This is a genomic window from Methylorubrum podarium, assembly GCF_040270385.1.
In the GTDB taxonomy this organism is placed as follows: Bacteria; Pseudomonadota; Alphaproteobacteria; order Rhizobiales; family Beijerinckiaceae; genus Methylobacterium; species Methylobacterium podarium.
Map to the genome: position 1 here is coordinate 1 of NZ_JBELQE010000101.1, position 23,532 is coordinate 23,532.

General features: G+C 68.5%; 18 protein-coding genes and 1 pseudogene. 5 read left to right on the forward strand and 14 right to left on the reverse strand.

Going from position 1 to position 23,532, the window contains the following annotated elements:
• Positions 1-141 precede the first annotated feature (141 nt).
• Together ABS772_RS19575 and ABS772_RS19580 are read left to right on the forward strand one after the other, a co-directional pair.
• Positions 142-1,503: a sensor histidine kinase gene (locus ABS772_RS19575; RefSeq protein WP_012455880.1), complete on the forward strand. Its 1,362-nt coding sequence runs from the start codon at positions 142-144 to the stop codon at positions 1,501-1,503.
• Between the two features lie 129 nt (positions 1,504-1,632).
• Positions 1,633-4,299, forward strand: a complete 2,667-nt coding sequence (locus tag ABS772_RS19580; RefSeq protein ID WP_003596880.1) for a PAS domain S-box protein — start codon at positions 1,633-1,635, stop codon at positions 4,297-4,299.
• Positions 4,300-4,315: 16 nt separating this feature from the next.
• Here ABS772_RS19580 and ABS772_RS19585 read toward each other — a convergent pair whose 3' ends face one another.
• The 14 genes and pseudogenes from ABS772_RS19585 to ABS772_RS19645 all read right to left on the reverse strand — a co-directional run bounded on the left by ABS772_RS19585 (position 4,316) and on the right by ABS772_RS19645 (position 17,184).
• On the reverse strand, positions 4,316-5,089 hold the full coding sequence (locus tag ABS772_RS19585) for a phosphatase PAP2 family protein (RefSeq protein WP_003596879.1): 774 nt from the start codon (positions 5,087-5,089) through the stop codon (positions 4,316-4,318).
• Positions 5,090-5,387: 298 nt separating this feature from the next.
• Positions 5,388-6,164 carry a COG4705 family protein gene (locus tag ABS772_RS19590; RefSeq protein WP_003596877.1) on the reverse strand — a complete coding sequence of 259 codons (777 nt, stop codon included), beginning with the start codon at positions 6,162-6,164 and terminating at the stop codon, positions 5,388-5,390.
• Complete coding sequence (locus ABS772_RS19595; protein ID WP_003596874.1) at positions 6,137-7,009, reverse strand: COG4705 family protein; 873 nt, start codon at positions 7,007-7,009, stop codon at positions 6,137-6,139. Before ABS772_RS19595 ends, ABS772_RS19590 begins: the two co-directional genes overlap by 28 nt.
• Positions 7,006-7,413: a hypothetical protein gene (locus ABS772_RS19600; protein WP_003596871.1), complete on the reverse strand. Its 408-nt coding sequence runs from the start codon at positions 7,411-7,413 to the stop codon at positions 7,006-7,008. Before ABS772_RS19600 ends, ABS772_RS19595 begins: the two co-directional genes overlap by 4 nt.
• A 68-nt stretch (positions 7,414-7,481) precedes the next feature.
• On the reverse strand, positions 7,482-8,258 hold the full coding sequence (locus ABS772_RS19605; RefSeq protein ID WP_003596870.1) for a COG4705 family protein: 777 nt from the start codon (positions 8,256-8,258) through the stop codon (positions 7,482-7,484).
• Between the two features lie 92 nt (positions 8,259-8,350).
• Positions 8,351-9,646 carry a sensor histidine kinase gene (locus tag ABS772_RS19610; protein WP_003596867.1) on the reverse strand — a complete coding sequence of 432 codons (1,296 nt, stop codon included), beginning with the start codon at positions 9,644-9,646 and terminating at the stop codon, positions 8,351-8,353.
• Positions 9,643-10,302, reverse strand: coding sequence for a response regulator transcription factor (locus ABS772_RS19615; protein ID WP_003596865.1), 660 nt, complete (start codon positions 10,300-10,302; stop codon positions 9,643-9,645). Before ABS772_RS19615 ends, ABS772_RS19610 begins: the two co-directional genes overlap by 4 nt.
• 526 nt (positions 10,303-10,828) lie before the next feature.
• Positions 10,829-12,463, reverse strand: coding sequence for a Fic family protein (locus ABS772_RS19620; RefSeq protein WP_003596864.1), 1,635 nt, complete (start codon positions 12,461-12,463; stop codon positions 10,829-10,831).
• Between the two features lie 174 nt (positions 12,464-12,637).
• Positions 12,638-12,859: a hypothetical protein gene (locus ABS772_RS19625; protein ID WP_003596862.1), complete on the reverse strand. Its 222-nt coding sequence runs from the start codon at positions 12,857-12,859 to the stop codon at positions 12,638-12,640.
• A gap of 302 nt (positions 12,860-13,161) precedes the next feature.
• Positions 13,162-13,443 (reverse strand): hypothetical protein, encoded by a 282-nt coding sequence (locus ABS772_RS19630; RefSeq protein ID WP_231343942.1) that lies wholly within the window; start codon positions 13,441-13,443, stop codon positions 13,162-13,164.
• Between the two features lie 21 nt (positions 13,444-13,464).
• Positions 13,465-13,530 (reverse strand): annotated as a pseudogene (locus ABS772_RS26430) (hypothetical protein); the annotation flags it as partial.
• An 84-nt stretch (positions 13,531-13,614) separates the two neighbouring features.
• A complete protein-coding gene (locus ABS772_RS19635) occupies positions 13,615-14,628 on the reverse strand; it encodes an ATP-dependent nuclease (protein ID WP_017484342.1) in 1,014 nt (337 codons plus the stop codon).
• 111 nt (positions 14,629-14,739) lie between these two features.
• Positions 14,740-15,621 carry an AAA family ATPase gene (locus ABS772_RS19640; RefSeq protein ID WP_003596854.1) on the reverse strand — a complete coding sequence of 294 codons (882 nt, stop codon included), beginning with the start codon at positions 15,619-15,621 and terminating at the stop codon, positions 14,740-14,742.
• 66 nt (positions 15,622-15,687) lie between these two features.
• On the reverse strand, positions 15,688-17,184 hold the full coding sequence (locus ABS772_RS19645) for a DUF2235 domain-containing protein (protein ID WP_003596853.1): 1,497 nt from the start codon (positions 17,182-17,184) through the stop codon (positions 15,688-15,690).
• 892 nt (positions 17,185-18,076) lie between these two features.
• Here ABS772_RS19645 and ABS772_RS19650 point away from each other — a divergent pair.
• Genes ABS772_RS19650 through ABS772_RS19660 form a run of 3 tightly spaced genes read left to right on the forward strand, consistent with a single transcriptional unit; the run spans position 18,077 to position 23,442 of the window.
• Positions 18,077-19,804 carry an efflux RND transporter periplasmic adaptor subunit gene (locus ABS772_RS19650; protein ID WP_003596852.1) on the forward strand — a complete coding sequence of 576 codons (1,728 nt, stop codon included), beginning with the start codon at positions 18,077-18,079 and terminating at the stop codon, positions 19,802-19,804.
• Between the two features lie 12 nt (positions 19,805-19,816).
• Positions 19,817-23,044 carry an efflux RND transporter permease subunit gene (locus tag ABS772_RS19655; RefSeq protein ID WP_003596851.1) on the forward strand — a complete coding sequence of 1,076 codons (3,228 nt, stop codon included), beginning with the start codon at positions 19,817-19,819 and terminating at the stop codon, positions 23,042-23,044.
• 32 nt (positions 23,045-23,076) lie between these two features.
• Positions 23,077-23,442: a hypothetical protein gene (locus ABS772_RS19660; protein WP_003596849.1), complete on the forward strand. Its 366-nt coding sequence runs from the start codon at positions 23,077-23,079 to the stop codon at positions 23,440-23,442.
• The last annotated feature ends 90 nt before the right edge of the window (positions 23,443-23,532 follow it).

Consider the following 23,532-nt stretch of genomic DNA (forward strand, 5'->3'; position numbering starts at 1 on the left):
CCCCGGCTCCGGTGGCGGACGGCTGGGAAATGAGACGGCCGTGTGAACCCGCCCGCATCCACTACGCGGACTCGCGTCCCACCGGTCGGCTAGGGTTCGTGGACCGTGCGGACGGGTAGCTTCGAACCCGACGGTGGACGCATGGACACGGTAAGCTCGCAAGACATCGTCGACACCGTCCGGACCAGCCTGCTGGTTCTCGACATGGACCTTAGGGTCAAGTCGGCGAACCGCGCCTTCTACAACACCTTCAAGGTCGAGCCCGAGGCGACGGTCGGACGGCCGCTGTTCGAGCTCGGCAACGGCCAGTGGGGGATCCCCGAACTGCGCACGCTGCTCGGCGAGATCGTGCCGCGCGACGGGACCGTCGAGGGCTACGAGGTCGGGCACGACTTTCCCGGCATCGGCGTGAAGTGCATGCGCCTCAACGCCCGCAAGGTGTTCAGGGAGGACGGCCACGTTCCATACCTGCTCCTCGCCATCGACGACGTCACGGGCGAGCACGAGGCCCGGGCCGAGGCCGAGCGACAGCGACTTCTCGCCCAGGGCATCGTCGACACGGTTCGAGACCCGCTGGTGGTCCTCGAAGCCGACATGACAGTGGTCAGTGCCAGCCGCTCCTTCCTGCGCATGTTCGGCCTCGACGTTGGGACTGTGGTCGGCACGTCGCTCTACGACCTGTCGCAAGGCCAGTGGCGGGTCGGGCGGCTCCAGGATCTGCTCGGGCGGATCGTGCCCGACGACATGGCCATCGACGGCTTCGAGGTCGAGGACGAGTTCCCGGGACTCGGTCGGCGCATCTTCAAGCTCAACGCCCGCAAGGTCCACCGTCCCGGCAACCATATCACTCGGCTGCTCCTGGTCTTCGAGGACGTGACCGAGGCGCGAATGCTGGAGAGGCACCGCGACCTTCTCGCCGCCGAGCTCGCCCATCGCATCAAGAACAGCCTGCAGATCATCACCTCGTTCGTCTCGTACGAAATCCGCCGGGCGGCCGAACCCTGCGTCGAGGGCTACCGCGCGATGCAGGGCCGCATCGGCGCCGTGGCCGAGCTCTACGACGTGATCTCCCGCTCCTCGACGCTCGGCCCGGTGGCGATGGGGCCATATCTGGAGGGCATCGCCGGAAGCCTGCGTTCCAGCCTGCTCGGCGCCGAGGCCCGCATCGCCGTCGACGTCGAGGCGGAACCGCTGTCCATCGTCGCCGACCAGGCGGTCACGGTCGGGTTGATCGTCAACGAACTCGCCACCAACGCGGTGAAGTACGCGTTTCCGTCCGGAGGGGGCCGCATCCTCCTCGGGTTCAGGCGCCGGGACGGTGAGGCGGTGCTCACGGTCGCCGACGACGGCATCGGGCTGGACGCGACCAGCGGCCCGGGTTCCGGCCTTGGATCCCGGTTCGTCGAGGCGTTCGTCCGCCAGCTCAACGGAACGCTCGCGATGGCAAGCGGCGCGGGCGGGACGACCGTGACGGTAAGGCTGCCGGCCTCCGTCCTGGCGTAGTCCGGTCGGGCGCCTCGCCTTCGGGGTCGCTCGGTTGTGAAAATTTCACCGGGCGACTTGGCGGGTCCGGTGACCGCCGCGCCCGACCCCGCTGCGAATTGTGGCAACGGCTGCTAGAACCGAAGCCTGATGGACGACACGGTCAAGCCACCCCCATACCGCGCGACGCCTGAGCGGCTCCGACGCGACCAAGCCAGGATCGAGGCCGAACTCGCCGGAATTGATGGCGGGACCGACCCGTTCCCCGCTGCCGTGCGGGCAACGCGCATGCCGATGGTCATCACCAATCCGCGCCGGCCGGACAATCCCATCGTCTTCGTCAACGATGCCTTCTGCCGCCTGACCGGTTATGCGCGGGAGGAGATCCTCGGGCGCAATTGCCGCTTCCTGCAGGGCCCTGAGACCGACCCGGAGACAGTCCGCCTGATCCGCGAGGCCATCGTCGCGCCCCGGTCCATCGAGATCGACATCCGCAACCACAAGAAGGACGGAACACCGTTCTGGAACCGGCTGCTGCTGGCGCCGGTCAACGACGCGGGCGGCGATCTCGCATACTTCTTCGCCAGCCAGTTGGACGTGACGGTCGAGCGTGAGCGCCTCGTCGTGCTGGAGGACGAGAACGCGGCGTTGACGGCCGAGCGGCGGGCCAACCTGGAGCGGCTGGCCTTCAGCGAGGAATCCCTGCGGCTCGCGACCGAGGCCGCCGAGGTGGGGACCTGGGACCTCGACCTGACCACCGACGTGCTGACCTGGTCGGATCGTACCAAGGCGATGTTCGGCATCTCGCCGGGCGTGCCCTGCAGCATGGCCGACTTCTATGCCGGGCTGCATCCGGACGACCTGGAGGTGACGAGCGCGGCCTTCGCCTCGGCGCTCGACCCGGCGCGGCGCGCGACCTACGACGTCGAGTACCGCACGGTCGGAAAGGAGGATGGCGTCGTCCGCTGGGTCGCGGCCAAGGGCAAGGGCCTGTTCGACGCGAGAGGAGCGTGCGTCCGGGCGCTCGGCACGGCCATCGACATCACGGCGCGGCGGCGAGCCGAGGAGGTCCGGCAAGCCAACGAGGCAAGGCTGCGCTTCCTCGACGCACTCGGCACGGAGACCGCCGGGAACACAGATGCCGAGGGCATCCTGTCGGTGACGACGCGCATGGTGGCGGGCCATCTGCGTCTCTCGAACTGCGCCTACGCCGACATGGACCCGGACGGGGAAGGCCTGACCATCCGCGGGGATTGGTCGGCGGAGGGCTCGCCGAGCATCGTCGGGCGCTACCGCCTCACCGATTTCGGCACGCTGGCCGCGACCTGCCTTCGTTCGGGCGAGTTGCTCGTCGTCGGCGACGTCCGGTCTGAACTGCCGGCTGCGGACGCTGCCTCCTTCCAGGCCGTTGGTGTCGCGGCGGTAGCCTGCATGCCCCTGGTCAAGGACGGGCGCCTGACGGCCATGATGGCCATCCACGACCGGGTGGCGCGGGCTTGGTCGGGCGACGACCTTGCGGTTCTCCGCGAGGTGACGGAGCGCTGCTGGGCGCATATCGAGCGCGTGCGCGCCGACGCCGCCCTGCGCGAGGCGGCGGGGCAGCTCGCGGCCCTGAACGCGACGCTTGAGCAGCGGGTCGAGGAGCGCACCGCCCGCCTGGGCGAGGCGGAGGCGGCGCTCCGGCAGTCGCAGAAGCTGGAGGCGGTCGGCCAGCTGACCGGGGGCGTGGCCCACGACTTCAACAACCTCCTGACCATCATCCGGTCCTCTGTCGACTTCCTGCGGCGACCCGACCTGCCGGACGACAGGCGAAGGCGCTACATGGACGCGGTCTCGGACACGGTGGAGCGCGCCACCAAGCTGACCGGGCAACTCCTGGCCTTCGCCCGAAGGCAGGCGCTCAAGCCCGAGGTGTTCGAGGCCGGCGCCCGTCTGAAAAGCGTGGCCGACATGCTCGACACGGTGACCGGTTCGCGCATCCGCGTGCTGACCGAGTTGCCCGAGCGTCCCTGTCACGTCCTGGCCGACGTGAGCCAGTTCGAGACGGCCGTCATCAACATGGCGGTGAATGCCCGCGACGCTATGGACGGCGAGGGCACGCTGACGCTGCGGCTGTCCTGCTCGCAGGGGATGCCTTCGATCCGCGGTCACGGCGGCAGCCCGGCGCCGTTCGCGGCGGTCTCGCTGTCGGACACGGGCACGGGCATCGCCCCGGAGCTCCTCGGACGCATCTTCGAGCCGTTCTACACCACGAAGGAAGTCGGCAAGGGAACGGGGTTGGGCCTGAGCCAGGTGTTCGGCTTCGCCAAGCAATCGGGCGGCGACGTGAACGTGGAGAGCGCTCCGGGGCGTGGGACCACGTTCACGCTGTACCTGCCCGAGATCGAGGCCGCCCCGGAGCCGGGCAGACATGAAACGGGAGACGAGGCCACCTCGTCCGGAGCCGGGCGGCGCGTGCTGGTCGTGGAGGACAACGTCGAGGTCGGGCGATTCGCCACGCAGATCCTCCAGGACTTGGGCTTCGCGACGGACTGGGCGGCGAACGCCGAGGAGGCCCTCGACCGGCTCGGCCCGGATGGCGCCGGCTTCCACGTCGTGTTCTCGGACGTGGTCATGCCCGGCATGGGCGGCCTCGCCATGGCCAAGCTGTTGCGCGGGCGGCTCCCCGGCCTGCCGGTCGTCCTGGCGTCCGGCTACAGCGATGCGCTGGCCCAGGGAGGTGGTGACGGCTTCGAGCTGCTGCACAAGCCCTACGCCGCCGACCAACTCGGGCGCACCCTGAACCGGGTGATCCGGCAGCACGGCCGAGCCATTTGAGCGCCGTAAGGCGACGCTAACGCAAGGTCCGAACGGACAGCTTCGAATCCGCATGAGCCGTACGGTCGGGCTCACCGGCCGCCCCCGACGCTTCGACCTGGCCGCGCCGCTGGAGGCGCAGCGCCACGATCCAGCACAGCACCGCCCAGGCCGACCCGACGCACCAGCCCGCCAACACGTCGGTCGCGTAGTGGACGCCGATGTAGACGCGGCTCAGCCCCACGACGACGGTGAGGAAGACGGCGAGCCCCATGAAGTACGCCTTCAGCCGTGCGCCCGCTGCGACCCTCGTCATGATCGCCCCCAGCGTCAGGAAGGTCACCGCAGAGAGCATGGCGTGGCTGCTGGGAAAGCTGGCTGTGAACACTTGGATGCCGCCGGGAATGTCGGGACGAGGGCGGTTGAAGAGCAGCTTCAGGCCGAAGCTGATGACCGTGCCGCCCAGCATCGAGCCCACCACCAGGAGGGCAGTCCCACGCCTGCGGACCAGGAGCAGGTACCCCACGGTCGCAGCCAGCAGGAAGCACAGGACGACCATGCTCCCAAGGGAGGTCACGTCGCGCGCCATCTCATGCACCCAGGCCGGCCCGATTGGGCCGGCGGCGCCGAGTGGACGGAAGAAGCGCGCGACCCGGGTGTCGAACGCCATGGTATCACCCTCCATCACCTCGCCGGCGAGGAGGCCGAACGCGAGGAGGAGTGCGGCGACGCAGAACAGCGTCGCCACGAGGCCGAGCTCCCGTTTCCCGAGGCGCGTCACGGCTGCTGCCCAGGCACCCAATTCGTTCATCCGCCTCGCCTCCCGGCCGGACCTCGGTACGCCGCCCCAGGTCTGACGCGCGTCGCCCGTGGGGCGAGGCGGCCAGACCGGGGATGCAAGGATCGTCGATGGACCGCGGCCCTGACCCACGGCGACTGCTTCTGGCCCGGCCTCGGGATGCGCGCGGCCGCCGTCCCCGGGCCGCCGGCATCCGTGCGAACTCCACGGATCGGGGGCAGGTCGCGCGCACGGCCCCGTGGACGAAGTCGCCGCGGCGCCGGACAAGGGCGGGGCCCCGGCGCGTCGCCATGCGGTGTCGACCGCAGGTTCATGACGCCGTCGCGTCCGCGCCCGGATGACGGCCGGCCCGCTGCGGTAGCAGGACGATGAGCGCCACGATGAAGGCCGCGATCACGGCGGAAGCGAGCGGCCGGCTCAGGTTCAGCCCGCCGTTGGCGACCGGCTTGTCGAGGAAATCGCCCACCGTGGCCCCGAGCGGGCGGGTCAGGATGAACGCCGCCCAGAAGAGCGTGACCCGTGAAACGGAGGTCCGGTAGTACAGGGCGATGACGACCGCGAGCGCCGCCGCGAAGACGAGGGCGCCACCCTCGTAGCCGAGGCCGCCGGTGTCCGCGAGCCAGTCGCCGAGCGCGGTGCCCAACGTCTGCGAGAAGGTGATCGCCCCCCAATAGAACGCCTCGACCCGCGGGGTCGAAACCGTGTCCACCGACACGGTGCCCTCGGTCGCGTACCAAAGCCCGAGCACGGCCGCGAGGCAGGCGAGTAGCAGGGTCGACCCGCCGGTGTATCCGATGCCGAGCGAGCGGTCGGCGAAGTCCGCCATCGTCGTACCGAAGGTGGTCGAGGCGACGATCGTGGACCAGTACAGGACCGGGTGGAACCGCTTCGATATGATCTGGGCGACCACGAGCGCGACCAGCAGCACGGCGAACAGGGCGGTGCCGGCGAGGTAGCCCCAGTTGAGGGTCATGGTGACGGTGTCGCCGCCGGTCTCCCCGAGCGTCGTGGCCAGGATCTTGATGATCCAGAAGCCCAGCGTGACCTCGGGTACCTTGCTCAGGGCGCGTTCGTAACGGTCGTCCATCGGACCTGCTCCTTCTTCGAGAAAAACCTCACGGCGCGTCGGCGCAGGCCGCCCGGCGACCGGCACGCTGCGGGATGAGGAGGACGAGCCCCGGCCATGACGAGCGCGAGCACGCCGGAGATCGTGATGTCGTCGATGCCCAGGCCGCCGGAAGCGACCGGCTTGTCGAGCGAGTTGGCGAGGGTGGCGCCGAGCGGCCGCGTCAGGACGAACGCCGTCCAGAACAGCATGGGCCTGGAAACACGCGTTCGCAGATGGAGGGCCGTGACCACGGCCAGCGCGACGAGGATGAGGAGCGCGCTCCCGTTGTACCCGAGCCCGCTGCTGTCAGCCATCCAGTCGCCCAACGCGGTGCCGAGCGTCTGGGAGAACATGACCGTGGCCCAGTAGAAACCTTCGGCCCGCGGGGACCGCACCGTCTCCACGGCGACCGTGCCGAGCGTGCGCTTCCACAGGATCAGGGTCGCGACGACCGATCCGAGCAGCACCAGGGACCCGCCCGCGTAGCCGATGCCGAGGGACCTGTCGCAGAAGTCGGCGAGGGTCGTGCCTGCGAGCGTCGTCGCGGTGACCACGGCCCAGTACAGGATCGGATGGAAGCGGTCCGCCCGGACCTGTGCGGCCAGCAGCACCGCCAGGGCGGCCCCGAAGATCGCCGTGCCGGCGAGATAGCCGAGGCCGAGCGTCAACGTGACGGCGTTCCCGCCGACCTCGCCCAGGGTCGTGGCCACGATCTTGATGGCCCAGAACCCGGCGGTGGCTTCAGGCACCTTGGCGGGTTCGACGTGTCCGGGTCGCTCGGTCGGTTGCATCGGGCTGCCGTGGGAAAGCGAGGGCTGGCTCACGCGGTGTGGGTCTGGTCGATGATGGCGAGCAGGTCGTCGACCGCGCGACGGCAGGCGGCCGGATCGGGGTTCGACGCCCGCAGCGCGTCGAGGGCGCGGTCGATGGCCTTGTCCACGACGTGCCAGTCGGCGGCGGCTCGCGGCTTCAGGCCGGCCTCGGACGCGTCCCAGGACAATTCCAGGTCCTTGATGCGCGTCTTGGCGGCGGCGAGGTCGCCCCGGTCGGTCATCGCCTTCACGTCGACGACGATGGTCCGGAACTTGGAGAGGTCGCCAAGCTTCGAGGCCGCCATCGCCTTGGGCGTCGCTCCGACGGCGGCGTCCTGCATCGCCAGCAGGCCCAGGGGGGCGGCCGTGGCACCGATGACCGTCGCGGCGATGGCGGCGAGGAGGATGTTTCGCATGGTCGTTCGCTCCGTGTCGTGCGGCGTTGGAAGGACTGGAGGATGGGGATGCGGGAGGCGGCGGACGGTCAGGCCCGCCGCTGTCCGGCCGGCTCGCCAGGGCGTCCGGAGACGAGGCTCAGGGACGTCACCAGGGCGACGATGACGGAGAAGAAGGCGAGGCTGGTGGAGGCCGTGCCGAAGCCGAGGCCGCCGTATTCCCGTGCCTGCGACAGCAGATCGCCCAGCGATGCGCCGAGGGGGCGCGTGACGATGTAGGCGAGCCAGAAGGTCGTCACCGGGTTCGCGCCGAGGCGCCAGGCGAGGGCGAGGGCGGCCAGGATCGTGCCGAAGATGACGACGCCGAGATTGAAGCCGAGCCCCAGCGCCTCGGTAGCCAGGTCGCCCGCGGCCGTGCCGAGCGCGAAGGTCAGGAGGATGGCGAGCCAGTAGAACGCCTCGCGGCGCCGGGTCACGATGGCGTGGATCGAGAGCGTCCGCTCGGTCGCGTACCAGAGGGCGAACACGGCGGCGAGGGCGGCCGCGAACACGCCGGTGCTGACGAAGAGGCTCACGCCGAGCTTGTCGGTCAGGATGTCGGTGACCTGCGTGCCGACCACGCTGACGAGGACGACGGTCGACCAATAGGTCCAGGGCACGTAGCGCCGCTCGCGCACCTGCAGGGCGAGGACGGCCGCGAGGAGGCCGGCCGTGAGGGTGGCGGTGACGGCGGCACCCAGGCCGACGTTCACCGCGAGGTAGTCCGCGCCGGTCTCGCCGACGGTCGTGGACAGGATCTTGATGACCCAGAAGGCCGCGGTGACCTCCGGTACCTTGTTCAAGACCTGGCGCTGGATCTCGCTCATCCCCGTCTCCCGTCCGTCATGGTCGGGCACGGTGATAGCGAGCCAGAATGAGGGCAGAATGAGCTTCGTCCGGAGGAGCCGCAGGCTCGGCCTCAGGCCGGCAGTCTGACGGTTGCGAGGGTCCCCTGCCCGTCACGTCGGTTTTCGACCGTCAGGCCGAGGTCGTTGCGCTCCGCGATGCGGCGGGCGATGGCGAGCCCGAGCCCTGTGCCTTCGACTTCCGGTGGCGCGGCCCGGAAGAAGCGGTCGAACAGGCGGCCCTCGCTTCCCGGCGGCAGCCCGCAGCCGGTGTCCCGAACCGTGACGACGCACGCACCGTTCCGGTTCAGCAGACGGACGTCGACCTGGCCTCCCGACGGCGTGTAGCGCAGGGCGTTGTCGACCAGGTTGGCGAACAGGACGCGGACCTCGTCCTCCGACGCGTGAAGCGTCGCGGGTGTCTCGATATGCACGCCCAGGTCGATGTCCTTGCGCTCGGCGAGCACGACGTGGTCGGCGACGCAGTCGAGCAGGAGCTGGCCGAGGTCGACGGATGCAGGACGGGCCTCGGCACCGTCGTCGAGCCGGGCGAGACGGAGCAGTTGATCCACCAGCCGGTTCGCCCTCCGGAGGCCGTCCGCCAGCGCCATACGCCGCGCGTCGCCCCCGCCACCGGCAGGCCCGCCGAGGGAGTCGAGTTGGATCTGCATCGCGGCAAGCGGCGTACGCAGTTCGTGCGCCGCGTCGGCCACGAACCGCTTCTGGGCGGCCAGAGCGGCCTGCAGGCGAAGGATGAGCCCGTTCATGGCCTCGACGAGGGGCGCCACCTCCGTCGGCACGCCGCGCGTCGGCAAGGGGCCTTGGGCGGCGGCGCCGCGCCCGGCGAGGTCATGCACCAAGCCGTCGAGCCGCCCGAGCGCCCGGTTCATCGCCCAGCCGACGACGATCCACGACAGCGGGACGAGGAGCAGCAGCGGGGCCACGGCGCCGAGCGCCGCATTGCGTGCGAACTCCGCCCTCACGACGTCGCGCTGGGCGACCCGGACCGTCGTGGTGCCGTTGGCGGTCGTGTAGGTGCGCCAGAGCTCGCCGCCCATGACGACGTTCGCGTATCCCGTGCGGCCGGGGTGGCGGACGTCGACGCCGCGGTCGTCGCGCAGGACCTGCCCGTCCTTCCAGATGGTGACGGCGAGTTGGTCCTCCGGGTCCTGGTCGGCGGCGGGCGGCGCGTCCGCGTCCGGGAGCCCGGGACCGGCGTTGAGGGCGACCTGCCGCAACTGCCCGTCGAGGAAATCGGCCGCCTCGATCCGCGCGAGGGCATAGGCCGCGACCATCGCGGCCAAGCCGATTCCGGCGAGCAGGGCGGTCATCCAGCCGAGCGTCGTGCGGCGCAAGGAGGCGGCCCTCATGGCTTGGGCACCATCCAGCCTGCGCCGCGGACGTTGAGGATCACGCCCTTGCCGACCTTGCGGCGGACCGTGAGGATCAGGGCGTCCACCGCGTTGCTCTCGACCTCCTCGCCCCACCCGTAGATGCGTTCCTCGATCTGCGCCCGAGAGAGGATGCGCCCCGGTCGCTCCATGAGCGCGTGCATGAGGGCGTATTCGCGCGCCGACAGGACCGCGACGGTTCCGGCGTGGGATAGCACATGGCTCTCCGTGTCGAGTTCGGTCTCGGCGGCCACGAGCCGCGCGGTCGCCCGCCCGGCCCGGCGCCGCAGGATCGCCCGCATCCGGGCGAGCAGCTCGCGCATCTCGAACGGCTTGACCAGGTAGTCGTCGGCCCCGAGGTCGAGGCCGGCGACGCGGCTGTCGAGTCCGTCCCGCGCCGTGATGATGAGCACCGACATGTCGTTGCCCGCCGTCCGCGCGGACCTGAGAACCTGCAGGCCGTCGGCGCCCGGCAGGCCGAGGTCCAGCAGGACCAATGCGTGGCCGCCGACCCGCAGCGCCGTTTCGGCCATGGGGCCGTCGCGTACCCAATCGACGGAGTAGCCTTCGGCGGCAAGGCCGTGCGACAACCCTTCGCCGATCATGCGGTCGTCCTCGATCAGCAGCACGCGCATGGGTCGCCTTGTTCGGGTCGGAGCATTCATGGCGCGGTGCTGGCCGTGACCGCTCGCAAGCCGGAGCCGGAACTGAGCCGCGCCACGGACCGGTCCTAGCCTGCAGCCGAGACAACAGCGACGTGAGAAGTCGCTTACCCTAAAGGCGTAAGCATTCCTTTGGACTTGAGGAAAGCAGCCCTGGATCGGCGCCTCGGAGGCGGTGTCGGGTTTCGGGAGATTTCCGGCCACGTGCCGACGTCTGCGTCCGACCTGCCGCCACTGGGCATATGGCGAGCCGTCATGACGGCGCCGAGCGGACAGCACGGATCACCGTCGGGCTTGCGATACACCAAATGGCTCGGGATGAATGCGGATGGCGCGTTGCCGAATCGCCGGTGGTGGCCGGACCCAAAACCACATACTGCCCGTTCCGGCACCTCGCCCCTAGTTGGCCTTGCAGGCGAGTGACGCAACGACCTACCATCATGAACGTCATCACGCGGCCTTTGTAGTTTTTGGTCGTTGGAAGTGCGTCATCGTCGTTCTATACGACTTGATGTTCAAGGGGTATCAGGCCGGTGACATCGTCCTGGAGTTGGGCCGTCAAGTCGAGTTCCTGCCAGTAGGAGGCGGGGGCCGGGATGCCTCGCCGCCATACGATGTCCACGTTGACGTTCGGGTCGGTGAACCTCGCGTTCTTCTCGTCTTCCAGAAAAGCGTGTGTCGAGGCCCAAAGGCGCAACGTTTCGTCGAGGTCCGGCGAAGCGATGCGGGCCGTGACGGACTGGCACCGCAGCATCGCGCGCACGAGGGGCGCGGCTTGAGCGGCGCCGGGTGCGGTAAGCGCCCGCAACCCCCCGATGTAGTCCGACCGGTAGATGGTCGGCACCACGATTCGCGACTTCCCCCCGCCGACCAATTCCTTCGTCATCATGATGCGGGCGGTCCGACCGTTGCCGTCGTTGAAGGGATGGACGAGGACGATGAGGGTGTGGGCGAACACGCCGCGGGCGAACGGGGCCTGCAGGTCGCGCAGCATGGCGAAACCCTCGCGCAGAGTCCCCTTGACGAGGTCAGGCAACACGAAGACGGTGTTGCCGGCGCTGTTGGCATCCTCCTTGAACTCGCCCGGCTTCTTGTCGGGGCGCGCGTCGAGCAACCGCGCGTTCCGCTCGCGGATCTCGGCCATGAACTCATCGACGGACGATGCGCGCGCCTCGCCCGGCACGATGCTCGCGACCTGGGCAAAGGTTTGCGTCACGTCGCGACCGTCCTGCGGCCGCCCATCGGCCGGTTCGTGCTCGAACACGATGCGCCGCGCCTTGTCGACGAGGAAGCGCGTGCCCTCGATGTAGTTGGTGAAGTACGCCTCGACGAATGACGTGCAGTCCCGCTCGCCGGGACCGACGTGCGGGTCGGCCAAGTCGGGCGCGACGCGCCCGAGGGTCATCGCCAAGACCTTGAGGCGCTCCATGCACTCGGGGTCGTAGGGGTCGTCCGGCCGGCGCCGCGCGGCCACGTCCCTTGCGACCAAACCGGCTTTGCGCGTTCCGAGGATGGTCCCGATGATATCGAGGAGGACCTGCAGTTCCTGTTCCGCCCCAAGCGAGCCTGCGATGCACTCGGCCCGCTGCCGGATCTCCCGGAGACCGTCCTCATGGGCGGTCTTCAGCAACCGCTCGACCTCTCGTTCGACGCCTTCCCTTCCGACGGTGCGGCTAGGCCCACTCCGTGCGCGTGATGCCTGCAGGTTCTCCAGCAGGGCGCGCGCGTCGCTCGGAAGGTAGACCCCGAGGAAGGACATGTCCCCCTCCAACGGCCCTGGACCGGGGAAGGTTCTGATTTCCAAGCCGGGCAGTGACAACCGCCTGCGGGCCTTCCCGTGCGGATCGGTCGCGAACACCCAGCCCGGGAAGACGACGCGCCCGTCCGGCCCGCGCTCACGCCAGGGATTCCTCTGCAGGGCAGTCCGGCCCCTGAGCACGGCACCAGGCGCGTATCGAGCGAGGATGGGAGCCCATCCGCCGCAGACAATCTCTTCGACGGGACGACCGTTGCACACCGCATAGATGCCGTCGCCGACCCGCCGGAGCTTGCCGGCGGCGGCCTGCCGCTGAAGGGACCGGTCGCGTTGCGGGTCGCCTCGCGTGAGGATCAGATCACCGTGCGTCGTAGCCACTTAACGCCCCCGGGCGGCGGAAGCCCCGTCGCTTATATCGACATAATAACCTCTTGTGTCGTTTAAAACAACATAAGCTCGCAATTGCCCTAAGGCAGGCTGATATACCCGTCTACTACTCGATTCCCGGACAAGGCAACCATGTCTCCGAGCGGTTGGAAGTCGAAGACCCCCTCAGACCGGCATGCCGGTCAAGGAGCGCGGGTTCACCTCGGCCCGATATCCCTTCGAATGCCTGAGCAGGCGCCGCATCTCATCGAGCCAGCCGAGGTCCTCGGCGGACTGGTCGTAGAGGCAGATGGCCAGCCCGTGTTCGAGGACCGGCTCGATCTTGGCGTATGCCTCGGAGGAATGCATCGCGGCAACGGCCTTGTCCCGGGATGGCCAGCGCGCCATCAGCGCGAACTCGACGTACCGGATGTCCCGGTCGTGCAGGTAGAAGACGACGTTCTTGTGCCGGAAGCGGGGACGCTGGAAGACGGGTCGCGGCCTCAGATCGACGAGTGCCCGCGCGGCGTTGGTCGCAATCAGGCGCAGCAGAGGCTCCTCCGTCAGCCCCTCGATGTCGACGAAGGCGACGGCGCCCTCTCAGTCGTCCTGGCCGGGGAAGAGGGTGTATTGCAGGTCCGGCATGGACGGGACGGCATGCGGCGCCAGCGCCCGGGTCGGGAAGCTGAGGATCTTGCGTTCGGCCATCGTCAGGCTTCCGGGACCAAGGAGGCGGCACGCCTCTCGACGGAGGCCAAGTCACGCAGCCGGACGGCATGTTCGGGCAGGCCCCCGCCGGGAGGCACGAACGTGCCGTGCTCGTCCTTCAGATCACCTTTCTTGATGAAGAAATCCTCATGCATTCGCTCGCCGACGCCGGTGAATGGAACGATGACCATCTGGGCCTGGGTCGGCGCCTTTCCGTCCTTGGGCCGTTGCGGAAGTTCCGTAACGATGGTGTCGGAGTGAAGCTCGACCGCGAGGCTCTTCACGTAAGGCTCGACGTAATAGACCCGCTTCACCCCGGCGGTGACGAGGTGCCGGGCACAGTTATGGCAGGGATATACGGTGCAATAGAGCGTCCACTGACGACTGTTGCCGGCCCTTCGTGCGGGCGAGGCGCTCGGGTCGCCTGTCGCGGTGAAAAGCGTCGGGTTGACCGGTTACCGTGGCAAAGCAGCGTTGATGGCCTCGATGACCTTCTCACCGTTGTCGAGGGTCGTCACGACGCCAGGGCCGTTTCCGTCCAGGAAACTGGGATTGCGGATGAGCCAATCAGCCGGGCTGAAGTGGTCGAATTCCGGCGTGGATGCCGGGAGGATCCTGAACACCGTCTCCATGCGCTTCACCAGCCGGCCGGGGCCCGGTGCATCCTTGTCAAGCTTGGCTAGGGTCAGTGCGGAACGCCCCTTGAGCTCGAAGGCGCCGTTGACAATGCCGACATAGGTCTCGGGCTCGAATATGTCCTCGACGTCGCCCTCGGCGATGCCGAGCACGTCGGGATAATTCATGATGCGGCTCTCTGGTATGGCACCGGCGGCCTTGAGCTGCTCAAGCTTGCGCTTGTCGCCCTGGGCTCTGTCGGACATCACCGCCAGGTGTAGGTTCGCGCCCTTGAACAGGGAGACGAACGACTGGATCTTGTCGAGCCCACCGGCCGGACAGATCGTCCAGCGGGGGTCGAGCGCGGTCCGTCGCCGTCGCTTCAGCTGAGCCGACAGGGCCTTGAGGAACAGGATGTCGCCCGGTCCCTCGACCAGCAGGGTGTGCTTGCCGATGAACAGCGCCTGGGTGACGTCGTAGCCCAAGGCGGCCTGGAGGGGGAAGAGGGTGTCCGGGTCCGTGGCGAGCACGTCGCCCCTGACCTTGGTACCCTTCGTCGTCCAGAAGCCTGGACGCTTCTGCTCGACCTGGTCCTCGATGATCCGGGAGAGCGTCAGGTCGTCGGGCGGCACCATGAAGGGCGAATGCGTGGAGAAGACCACTTGGTGCTTCGGCAGGAGTCGGTCGGCGAAGTACCGCAGCAGATCGGCCTGGGCCTTGCCGTGGAGGGTCAGCCCCGGCTCGTCCAGCAGGAGTATCTGGTTGCCCCCACGCTTGCTTACCTGCGCGAACTTCACCAGGAACGAGAAGAACCAGATGAACCCGGCGCTACGCTCCGAGAACGGCACCGTCACCCTGTGAAGGGTGTTCCTGACACGGGCGCGGGCGATCGCGCCGGCGTTGAACGGGGCGGGGTCGCCCGCTTCCGCCTTCGTGACCCTGACCTCAAGCTCCAGGAACGCGTTCTACGTCCAGTATTCCTGCAATTGGTCGGTGATGGCGTTCGATGCGGATTCACACTTGGCGTTCAGCGACTCGTAGGTCGTCGACGCCTTGATCTCCTCCACCGAGGTCCCGGCGAATTCGAGGAAGTCGAGGAAAACCCTCTCGCCGACGTCCAAATGCGTGTTTCCATGCGGATGTCCGGGATGGTGGTACGGTGCGTCCCCGTTGCGTACGATGTCGTCGACCCGGATTTGCCCGGCCATGCGGTCGTAATACGAAAAGTACATGAACTGGGGCGTCACGGAGCGGATGTAGCTCCCAACGAAACCCACCGCGTTCTGGCCGGGGAACGACCTGATCGTTTCCAGGAGCGCGACTTGGTCCGGCGTCGGCTCCGCCAACGCCTCCAACGCCTTTCGGAGCATGTCCGTGGTTGTGGCTTCCGCAAGCGGTTCCCTGACGGTTTCGCCGAGGCCGTGGCTGGCCATCAGGTACTCGGCGATGGCCGGGTAGTTCAGCGGAACGTCGATGCGGAAGGTTTCGTCGTCGTAGCGGCGCGAGAGGGTGATCTGACGCGACCGGAGACAGTCGGGGCCCAACGCTTCGGCCAGCGTCGCCACATCCTCGGGCGATAGGGACCATTTGGACGTGATGACGATTGCCTCGCCCTCCTCCTTCGGATGCCGTGCGTCGTACTCGTTCAGGTGCCGCCTGGGGTAGTCCCGTTCCCTATCGAATACCGTTGGTGTCGCCGGGTGGGGATTCAGGCCGGCCAAGGCTTGAAGGAGGGCGGTCTTGCCAGCCTCGTTCTTGCCGACAAGACAGACCATGTCGCCGAGCGTGACCTCTTCCGAATCCTCGACGCTGCGAAAATTGGTGACCCTGAAACTGTCGAGCCTCATTCCATCCCTCGTAGTCGGTCCGCAGCTTCGCGGATGGCCAAGCAACTGCAATCGCAGATTGGTCTGCTAGACGATGCCGGATTTCGCTGCCCCTGGGTTTGGCGAGCCCGGCGCATAAGCGGTCCTGAAGTCCCGGTGGTTCGCCAACGCCAACGGCCTATAAGGACCTTTCCCATCACATTGGGTCACCTCGGCCAGATCGAATCTTTCCCTGACGCTCGGGTGGACCAGGGCATCCTCCGGGATCTCCCGGACCTTCACCGGCCATCCCAGCCATCCCATCCGACGGGACAGCCAGCGGGGAAGGATGCCGGCGATGGAGTCGTGCATGCCTGCGACCTCGCAGTGCTGCATGCCATCGGACGCCGGATGCAGGTGCAGCCGGCCGGTACCGGGCTCTTCGGACACCATCCCGTCGACCCGAAGCGGATCCGGGATCTTGGTGGCCTGCTCCACCATCCACTGCAACGCGACGTCGGACAGCCGGCTCTCGGCTTCGGGGTAGCTGCCGCCGATGTCGGAGTGGTTGCCGGCGAACCACATCTGGATGAGCGGATCGGGCTCGCCCTGGACCTTTTTCCGCACCCCGTCCCGGCTGCCCCACCTGACCCGCGGGAAGTCGGCGCGGGTCTCGTCGATGGAGAGGGCATGCCGGGCATAGCCGACATGGCCGCTCAGCAGTTGGTCGTAGTTCCCGGAGCGCCATTGCGCGATGTGCCAGCGCGCCTTCCCGTTCACCGGTGAGTCGGTGATGGTCTTGACCGCTGTCGGCAGCCAACGCCAGAGGACGAACGCCGCAGTGAGCGAGAGGGTGGCCAGGAACGGGCGCCAGTAGCCGGTGCCGAACGCTAGGTCGGACAAGACGGCGGGCACGGCTGCAACCAGCACGGCCAGGATCGTCAGGCCGGCCGCAATGCCCCACCACTTGGGTCCGGTCGCGCCGAGCGAGGCGACGGTGTCGAACACGCCGATGAAGTGCGGTGCCACGTTCGAGGAAAGGTCGTCACCCGACCCGTACTTGCGCCGGAATCGCCTCGCCAACTCGAACCGGTCCTTCTCGTAGTCGCCGCCCCGGGGTGAACCCGCGCCGTACTCATAGACCTTGATCACCGCCTCATCCGCGATGTCCCGCGTCGCCTTGCGGAAGCGTGGAAGGTCTCCGCCCGGCACTTTCGTCGGGACGCCGCACAGGAACAGAACGTTGGCCACGCAACGGGCCGTGTAGGCCCCTCGGCTGAAGCCGATCAGGTAGATGCGGTCGCCGGGCTCGTAGTGGTTGATGGCGAACTCGTAGCAGTCGGCGATGTTCTTCGTGATGCCCAGGCCGGTCACCGAGGACAGCAGCTTCTGCAGTCGGCGGTAGGCACCGACGAAACCCGGGGCCGAGCCGTCCGTGCCGAGGCCGGCGTCGTAGAAGGCGACCTGCTCGCGCGGGTCGATGCCGCTGTCCGGCCCGACCCGGCAGACGCGGTAGAGCTTGTAGACGTTGCTGAGGCGCTGTTCCTCGCGGAGGCCACCTTCCTGGCCGGTGCCATCCGAGAAGACCACGATGTTCTTAGCCACGCCCCCCTCCTGCAGCCGGGATGGTCCTGGAATGGAGCCCATCTTGCGAGGCTGGATCGCGTCCGACGCCCAGTCAGACCGGTTAAGCCCAGCTTCGGGAGTCGCAACCGCCAGGTTCCTTGTTTGTTCCCAATCTGCGACCAGAGTGTACGCGCTGACGGAGGCCATGGCCTCCGAGCACGAAGCCCGGCGGGCGAAGTCGCGCCCTGCACGCGAACAACCTCACCCCTGACACCAAGGCGGCCGGAATGGCGGCCGGGACCTAACCCCCTACCGGCGGCCGGCCCCGCCGGTGCCCGGATTTGAACCTCGCTCACCGGACCGAACGGTTGGGGCGGATACATCCAAGGACTTTCGTCGGGGCGCCACTCGTTGAGCGCCAAATAGCTCATGGTCTGCCCGCGTGGATGTGCTATGCACCCCGCATCATGTCGGCCACCCGGTCCTTTTGGCGTTCGTTGCTCACGGTCTTCCAGATCGTGTCGCTTGCCGCCTTTTCGGTGGCGGGTGCGGGACACTCGCACGCGGGGGAGCTTCACGTCGGACACGACACGTCCGTCTCGGTCGGGTACCAAGTGACCGGAGGGCCAGGTCAGGTTGACGACATGGTGGGCCATGCCGACCGAAGCGCCGAAGAGTCGGTGGCTGGTCCTTGCGGCCTTTGCTGCCCAGTGTCGTTCGCGCGCTGGGACTGCTTGACCGTCGTGGTTGCCTGGAAGCCCGAGCGAACGTTGGCTGGCGTCCGCAAAGTCACGTTCGACAGCGTGGTTCCTGAGACGCTTCCCGAACCCCCTCGAACCTTCGCCTGAGGTCCGCGCTCCAACGCGCGCCCTGAGCGGCTGTCCGTGAACGACAGCCGCCAGCCTCCTTTACGCGAAGGCTCGATCATCCCATGCGTGTTCTCTCCGCCTCCGCCCTGCGGACGGCTCTCCTGGCGTTTGGCCTCTGGGCCGGTGCGCCGACGCTCGCCGTCGCCCATGAGGGGCACGACCACGGCAACGAGGCGCAGGCTCCGGCGGCGGCTACAGCGCCGCGCAGTACGTCGAGCACCGACGCGCTCGAATTGGTCGCCATCGTCCGAAGCGGCCGCTTGGCCGTGTTCCTCGACCGTGTGGGCACCAACGAGCCTGTGACGGACGCCGTCGTCCGAGCCGAGACGCCGGACGGCTCCCTCACCGCCTCGCCCATGCCGGACGGCAGCTACGCGGTCGATGCACATTGGAGCCTGCACCCCGGCGAGCACGAGGTGCTCTTCACCGTGACCGCGGCAGGCTCAACCGACATGTTTCCGGTCACGTTGACGGTGCGGGAGGCACCGCCGCCGAAGTCTGAGGCGGGTGTCTCCGCGTGGGCATCCGGCCTCGCCGCGGCCCACGACTTTCAGCGCCACCTGAAGGAGGCCGACCCGCTGCCGCTGGCCATCGGCAGCACCGGCTTCCTTCTCGGCATCGCGGTCACGCTCCTGATGAAGGGGCGCCGTTACTTGCCGGCCACTGCCCTCGTCGCCCTCATCGTCGCCCTCGCGTTCGCGCCGCGCGCCTTCGCGGGCGAGGGGCACGGTCACGGGAGTGCCCCCGGATCGCAAACCACCCTCATGGCCGCCCCGGCGCCGGCGGGACAGGACTTGGCGCGACGTCAACCGGACGGGTCGATCTTCGTGCCCAAGCCCACCCAGAGGGTACTGGCCGTGCGCACGGTGGTGACATCCTCCGACATCATGCGCCGCACCGTCGAGCTGCCGGGGCGCATCGTGCCCGATCCGAGTGCCAGCGGGGTCGTGCAGTCCTCGGTCGGCGGCCGGCTCTCGCCGCCGGAATCCGGGATCTTCCCGCGGCTCGGCACGCGGGTGCGCAAGGGCGAGGTGCTGGCCTATGTCACGCCGCCGGTGCAGGCGGTCGACGCCTCCGACATGCGCCAACGCCAGGGCGAACTCGACCAGCAGATCGCAGTCACGGAGCGACGGGTCGAACGTTACCGCAAGCTCGCACCGGGCGGCGCCGTATCGCAGGTGCAACTGGAGGACGCCCAGGCCGAGCTGAAGGGTCTGCTCGACCGCCGCGCCGCCCTCGACACAATCCGCCAGCAGCCCGAAGCACTCAAGGCGCCGGTCGACGGCGTGATCGCCGAGGCGACCGCCGTGGCCGGGCAGATGGCGAGCCCCGGCGTGCAGGTGTTCCAGATCGTCGACCCGACCCGCCTCTGGATCGAGGCGCTGAGCTTCGACGCCCTCACCGGCGGCCAGCACGCCACCGCCCGCCTTGCCGACGGTCGCATGCTGCGCCTCGCCTACATGGGCGCAGGGCTCGCCGACCGCAGCCAAGCCGTGCCGATGCACTTCGCCGTCGAAGGCGCGCCGTCGGAACTGCGGACCGGGCAGTTCGTCACCGTGCTGGCCGCAACCGACGCACAGCAGAAGGGGTTGGCGCTTCCGCGCATGAGCGTGGTGCGTGGCGGCAACGGCCAAAGCATCGTCTACGAGCACACCGCGCCGGAGCGCTTCGAGCCCCGCGAGGTGCGGGTCGAGCCGCTCGATGCGGGGCAGGTGCTGGTCGTCTCCGGGCTCGCCGCGGGCAAGCGGATCGTGACCCAAGGCGCCGAACTCCTCAACCAGGTCCGCTGAGGAGGCCAACCCGTGTTCACGCTCCTCGTCACGCAATCCCTGCGCAACCGCCTCCTCGTACTGGCGCTTGCCGCGGTGCTCGTCATCTACGGTGCCTTCACCGCGACCAAGCTTCCGGTCGACGTATTCCCGGACCTCAATCGGCCGACGGTGACGATCATGACCGAGGCCGAGGGACTCGCCCCCCAGGAGGTCGAGCAGCTCGTCACGTTCCCGGTCGAGACGCAGATGAACGGCCTGCCGGGCGTGACCCGGGTGCGTTCCGTGTCCGGCGTCGGCCTCTCGGTGATCTACGTCGAGTTCGACTGGGGCACCGACATCTACCGCAACCGCCAGCAGGTCGCCGAGCGCCTCGCGATGGTGCGCCCGCAACTACCCCCAAACGTCAACCCGATGATGGGTCCGGTCTCCTCGATCATGGGCCAGATCGTGATGGTCGCCCTCAACGGCGGCACGGTCTCGCCGATGCAATTGCGGGAACTCGCCGACTTCACCATCCGACCACGCCTGCTCTCGATCCCCGGCGTCGCCCAGGTGATCCCGATGGGCGGCGAGGTGCGCCAGTTCCGCGTCGCGCCCCAGCCCACGGCCCTGCGGGCGCTCGGCGTCACCCATGGCCAACTGGAGACGGCGCTGGCTCAGTTCGGCACCAACACCGGCGGCGGCTTCACCGACCAGTACGCCCGCGAGTACCTGATCCGGAACCTCGGCCGGAGCATGAGCCTCGACGACCTGCGCAACATGGTCGTCGCCACCGTCAACGGCCGACCGATCTACCTGCGGCAGGTGGCCGAGGTCTCCTTCGCGGCCCGGGTGAAGCGGGGTGATGCCGGTTACATGGGCGCGCCCGCGGTCGTGGTCTCGGTCGAGAAGCAGCCGGCCGTCGACACGGTGCGGCTCACCCGCGAGGTCGAGACGGCCCTCGCGGAGATCACCGCCAGCCTGAACGCCTGCGGCCCCGACGCGGGCAAGGGCAGCTCGGATCGGACGGGTCCGTCCGTGGCCGAACCCGTCGGCGAGGCATGCGCCTTCAAGGGCGTGCGCGCCGACCAGCTCATCTTCCGGCAGGCGAACTTCATCGAGACCTCGATACGCAACGTCGAGACGGTGCTGATGGAGGCCGTCGTCGTCGTCGCGGTGGTGCTGTTCGCCTTCCTCTTGAACGTGCGCACCACCGCGATCTCGCTCACGGCGATCCCGGTCTCGATCCTGGCGACCGCGGTCGTGTTCCACCTCGCCGGGCTGTCGATCAATACGATGACCCTTGGCGGCCTCGCCATCGCCATCGGCGAACTCGTCGACGACGCGGTGGTCGACGTCGAAAACATTTTTCGGAGACTCGGCGAGAACCGTAAAGCGGGTAACCCCAAAAGCGTCTTCACAGTCGTGGTAGAGGCCTCGAACGAGGTGCGCTCCGGCATCGTCTACGCCACTATGGTGATCGTGCTGGTGTTCGTGCCGCTCTTCGCCCTGTCGGGCATCGAGGGCCGGCTCTTCGCCCCGCTGGGTCAGGCCTACATCGTCTCGATCCTGGCGAGCCTCCTCGTCTCCATCACCCTGACGCCGGTGCTGGCCTACTACCTGCTGCCGGGCCTCAAGCGACTGGAGGAGCATGACAGCCAATTCCTCAAGTGGCTTAAGCGCGGGAACGCCGCCCTGCTGCGCGGCCTGCTCGGGCATGGCCGGCCGGTCATGGCGGTCGCCGGTCTGGCGGTGGCGGCGGCCGGGCTCGCGGCGACCTTCCTGCCACGCACCTTCCTGCCGCCGTTCAACGAGGGCTCGTTCACGGTCAACATGACCTTCAACCCCGGCATCTCGCTGGCCGAGAGCAACCGGATCGGACTGGTGGCGGAACGGCTGCTCCTGGAGATGCAGGACGTGAAGTCCATCGGTCGCCGCACCGGCCGGGCCGAGCTCGACGAGCACGCGGAAGGCGTCCACTCCTCCGACCTTGAGATCGACCTGAAGCCGGGGTCGCGACCCAAGCCCGAACTCGTCACCGACATCCGCGGGCGCCTCGCGGTGCTGCCCGTCAGCGTCAACGTCGGCCAGCCGATCTCGCACCGGCTCGACCACATGCTCTCGGGCGTGCGCGCCGAGATCGCGCTCAAGATCTTCGGCGAGGATCTCGACACCCTGCGCGCGCTCGCCGAGGACACGAGGGCGCGGCTCTCGGACATCCCCGGCCTCGCCGACCTCCAGGTCGAGAAGCAGGTGCTCATCCCCCAGTTGGAAATTCGCGTCGACTATGCCCGCGCGGCCCTCTACGGCGTCCAACCCGCGGCCCTGGTCGAGCAGTTGAGCCGCCTGTCGAACGGGCAGGTGGTCTCGCGGGTGGTGGACGGCTACCGCCGCTTCGACGTGGTGATGCGCCTCTCCGACACGATGCGCACGACCCAGCGCCTCGGCGACCTCCTCATCGAGACCCCGTCCGGCTGGGTGCCGGCCCGCCAGATCGCCGACATCCGCGAGACCGACGGGCCGAACCAGATCCTGCGCGAGAACGCCCGGCGCCGCATCGTCGTGCAGGCCAACACCCAACCCGGCTCCGACATGGGAAAGATCGTCCAGGCCATCCAGGAGAAGGTCGCCGCGGCGAACTTGCCCAACGGGTACGCCACGAGCCTGGAGGGCTCTTTCCAGGCCCAGGCAGAGGCGAGCCGGACCATCGGCCTGCTGTCGCTGCTCTCCCTCGCCCTGGTCTTCGCGCTGCTCTACTCCCGTTACCGCTCGGTCGTCTTCACGCTGATCATCCTAGGCAGCATCCCGCTCGCCCTGATCGGCTCGGTGGCCGCCCTTTGGATAGCCGGGCAGCCACTCTCGGTCGCCTCGATGATCGGCTTCATCACGCTGACCGGCATCGCCACCCGCAACGGCATCCTCAAGATCAGCCACTACCTGAACCTGGCGATCCACGAGGGCATGCCGTTCGGGCGCGACCTCGTCATCCGCGGCAGCTTGGAGCGGCTGGCGCCGGTCCTGATGACGGCGCTCTCGGCGGGCGTCGCCCTGGTGCCGCTGATGATCGGCGCCGACGCGCCGGGCAAGGAGATCCTGCACCCCGTGGCGGTGACGATCTTCGGCGGCCTGATCAGTGCGACGCTGCTCGACACCGTGCTGACCCCGGTGCTGTTCCTGACCTTCGGCCGCAAGCCCCTGGAGCGGCTGCGGGACGAGGCCCGTCACCGCCCCGAGGCTTCACCCGAGGCACCGAGAAGTTCGCCCGTCGAGGCGTTCTGAGACCTTCCCGACCCCCGAGAAAGGACATCGTCATGCGCTCCCCCTTCCGCCTCGCCGTCGTTGCCGTCGCCATCGCCCTCGCGTCGCCCTGCCTCGCCGCCGGCCCGAACGGCGGCCAGACGACGGTCGCCGATGGACATCCCGTCGAGTTCGTCGCGACCGAGACCGGCATCACCTTCTTCGTGACCGGTGAGGACGGCAAGCCGGTCGAGACCGCCGGCCTCTCGGCCAAGGCATTCGTGCAGGTCGGAGGCAAGACGGAGACGCTGACCCTGAAGCCGGGGGCGCCGAACAAGCTCATGGCCGACCTTAAGGCCCCGCTGGCGGCGGGAGCGAAGGTCGTGCTGTCCGCGAAGATGCACGGGCACAACATCCAGGCGCGGTTCGAGAAGCAGTAGGGCCGTCGGTGGGGCGGCCCGTGCGGTTCCTTCCGCGCAGGCCGCCTCGGCCCGGCTACCTCCGGGTCAGGACAAATGGCCCAGGAGCAC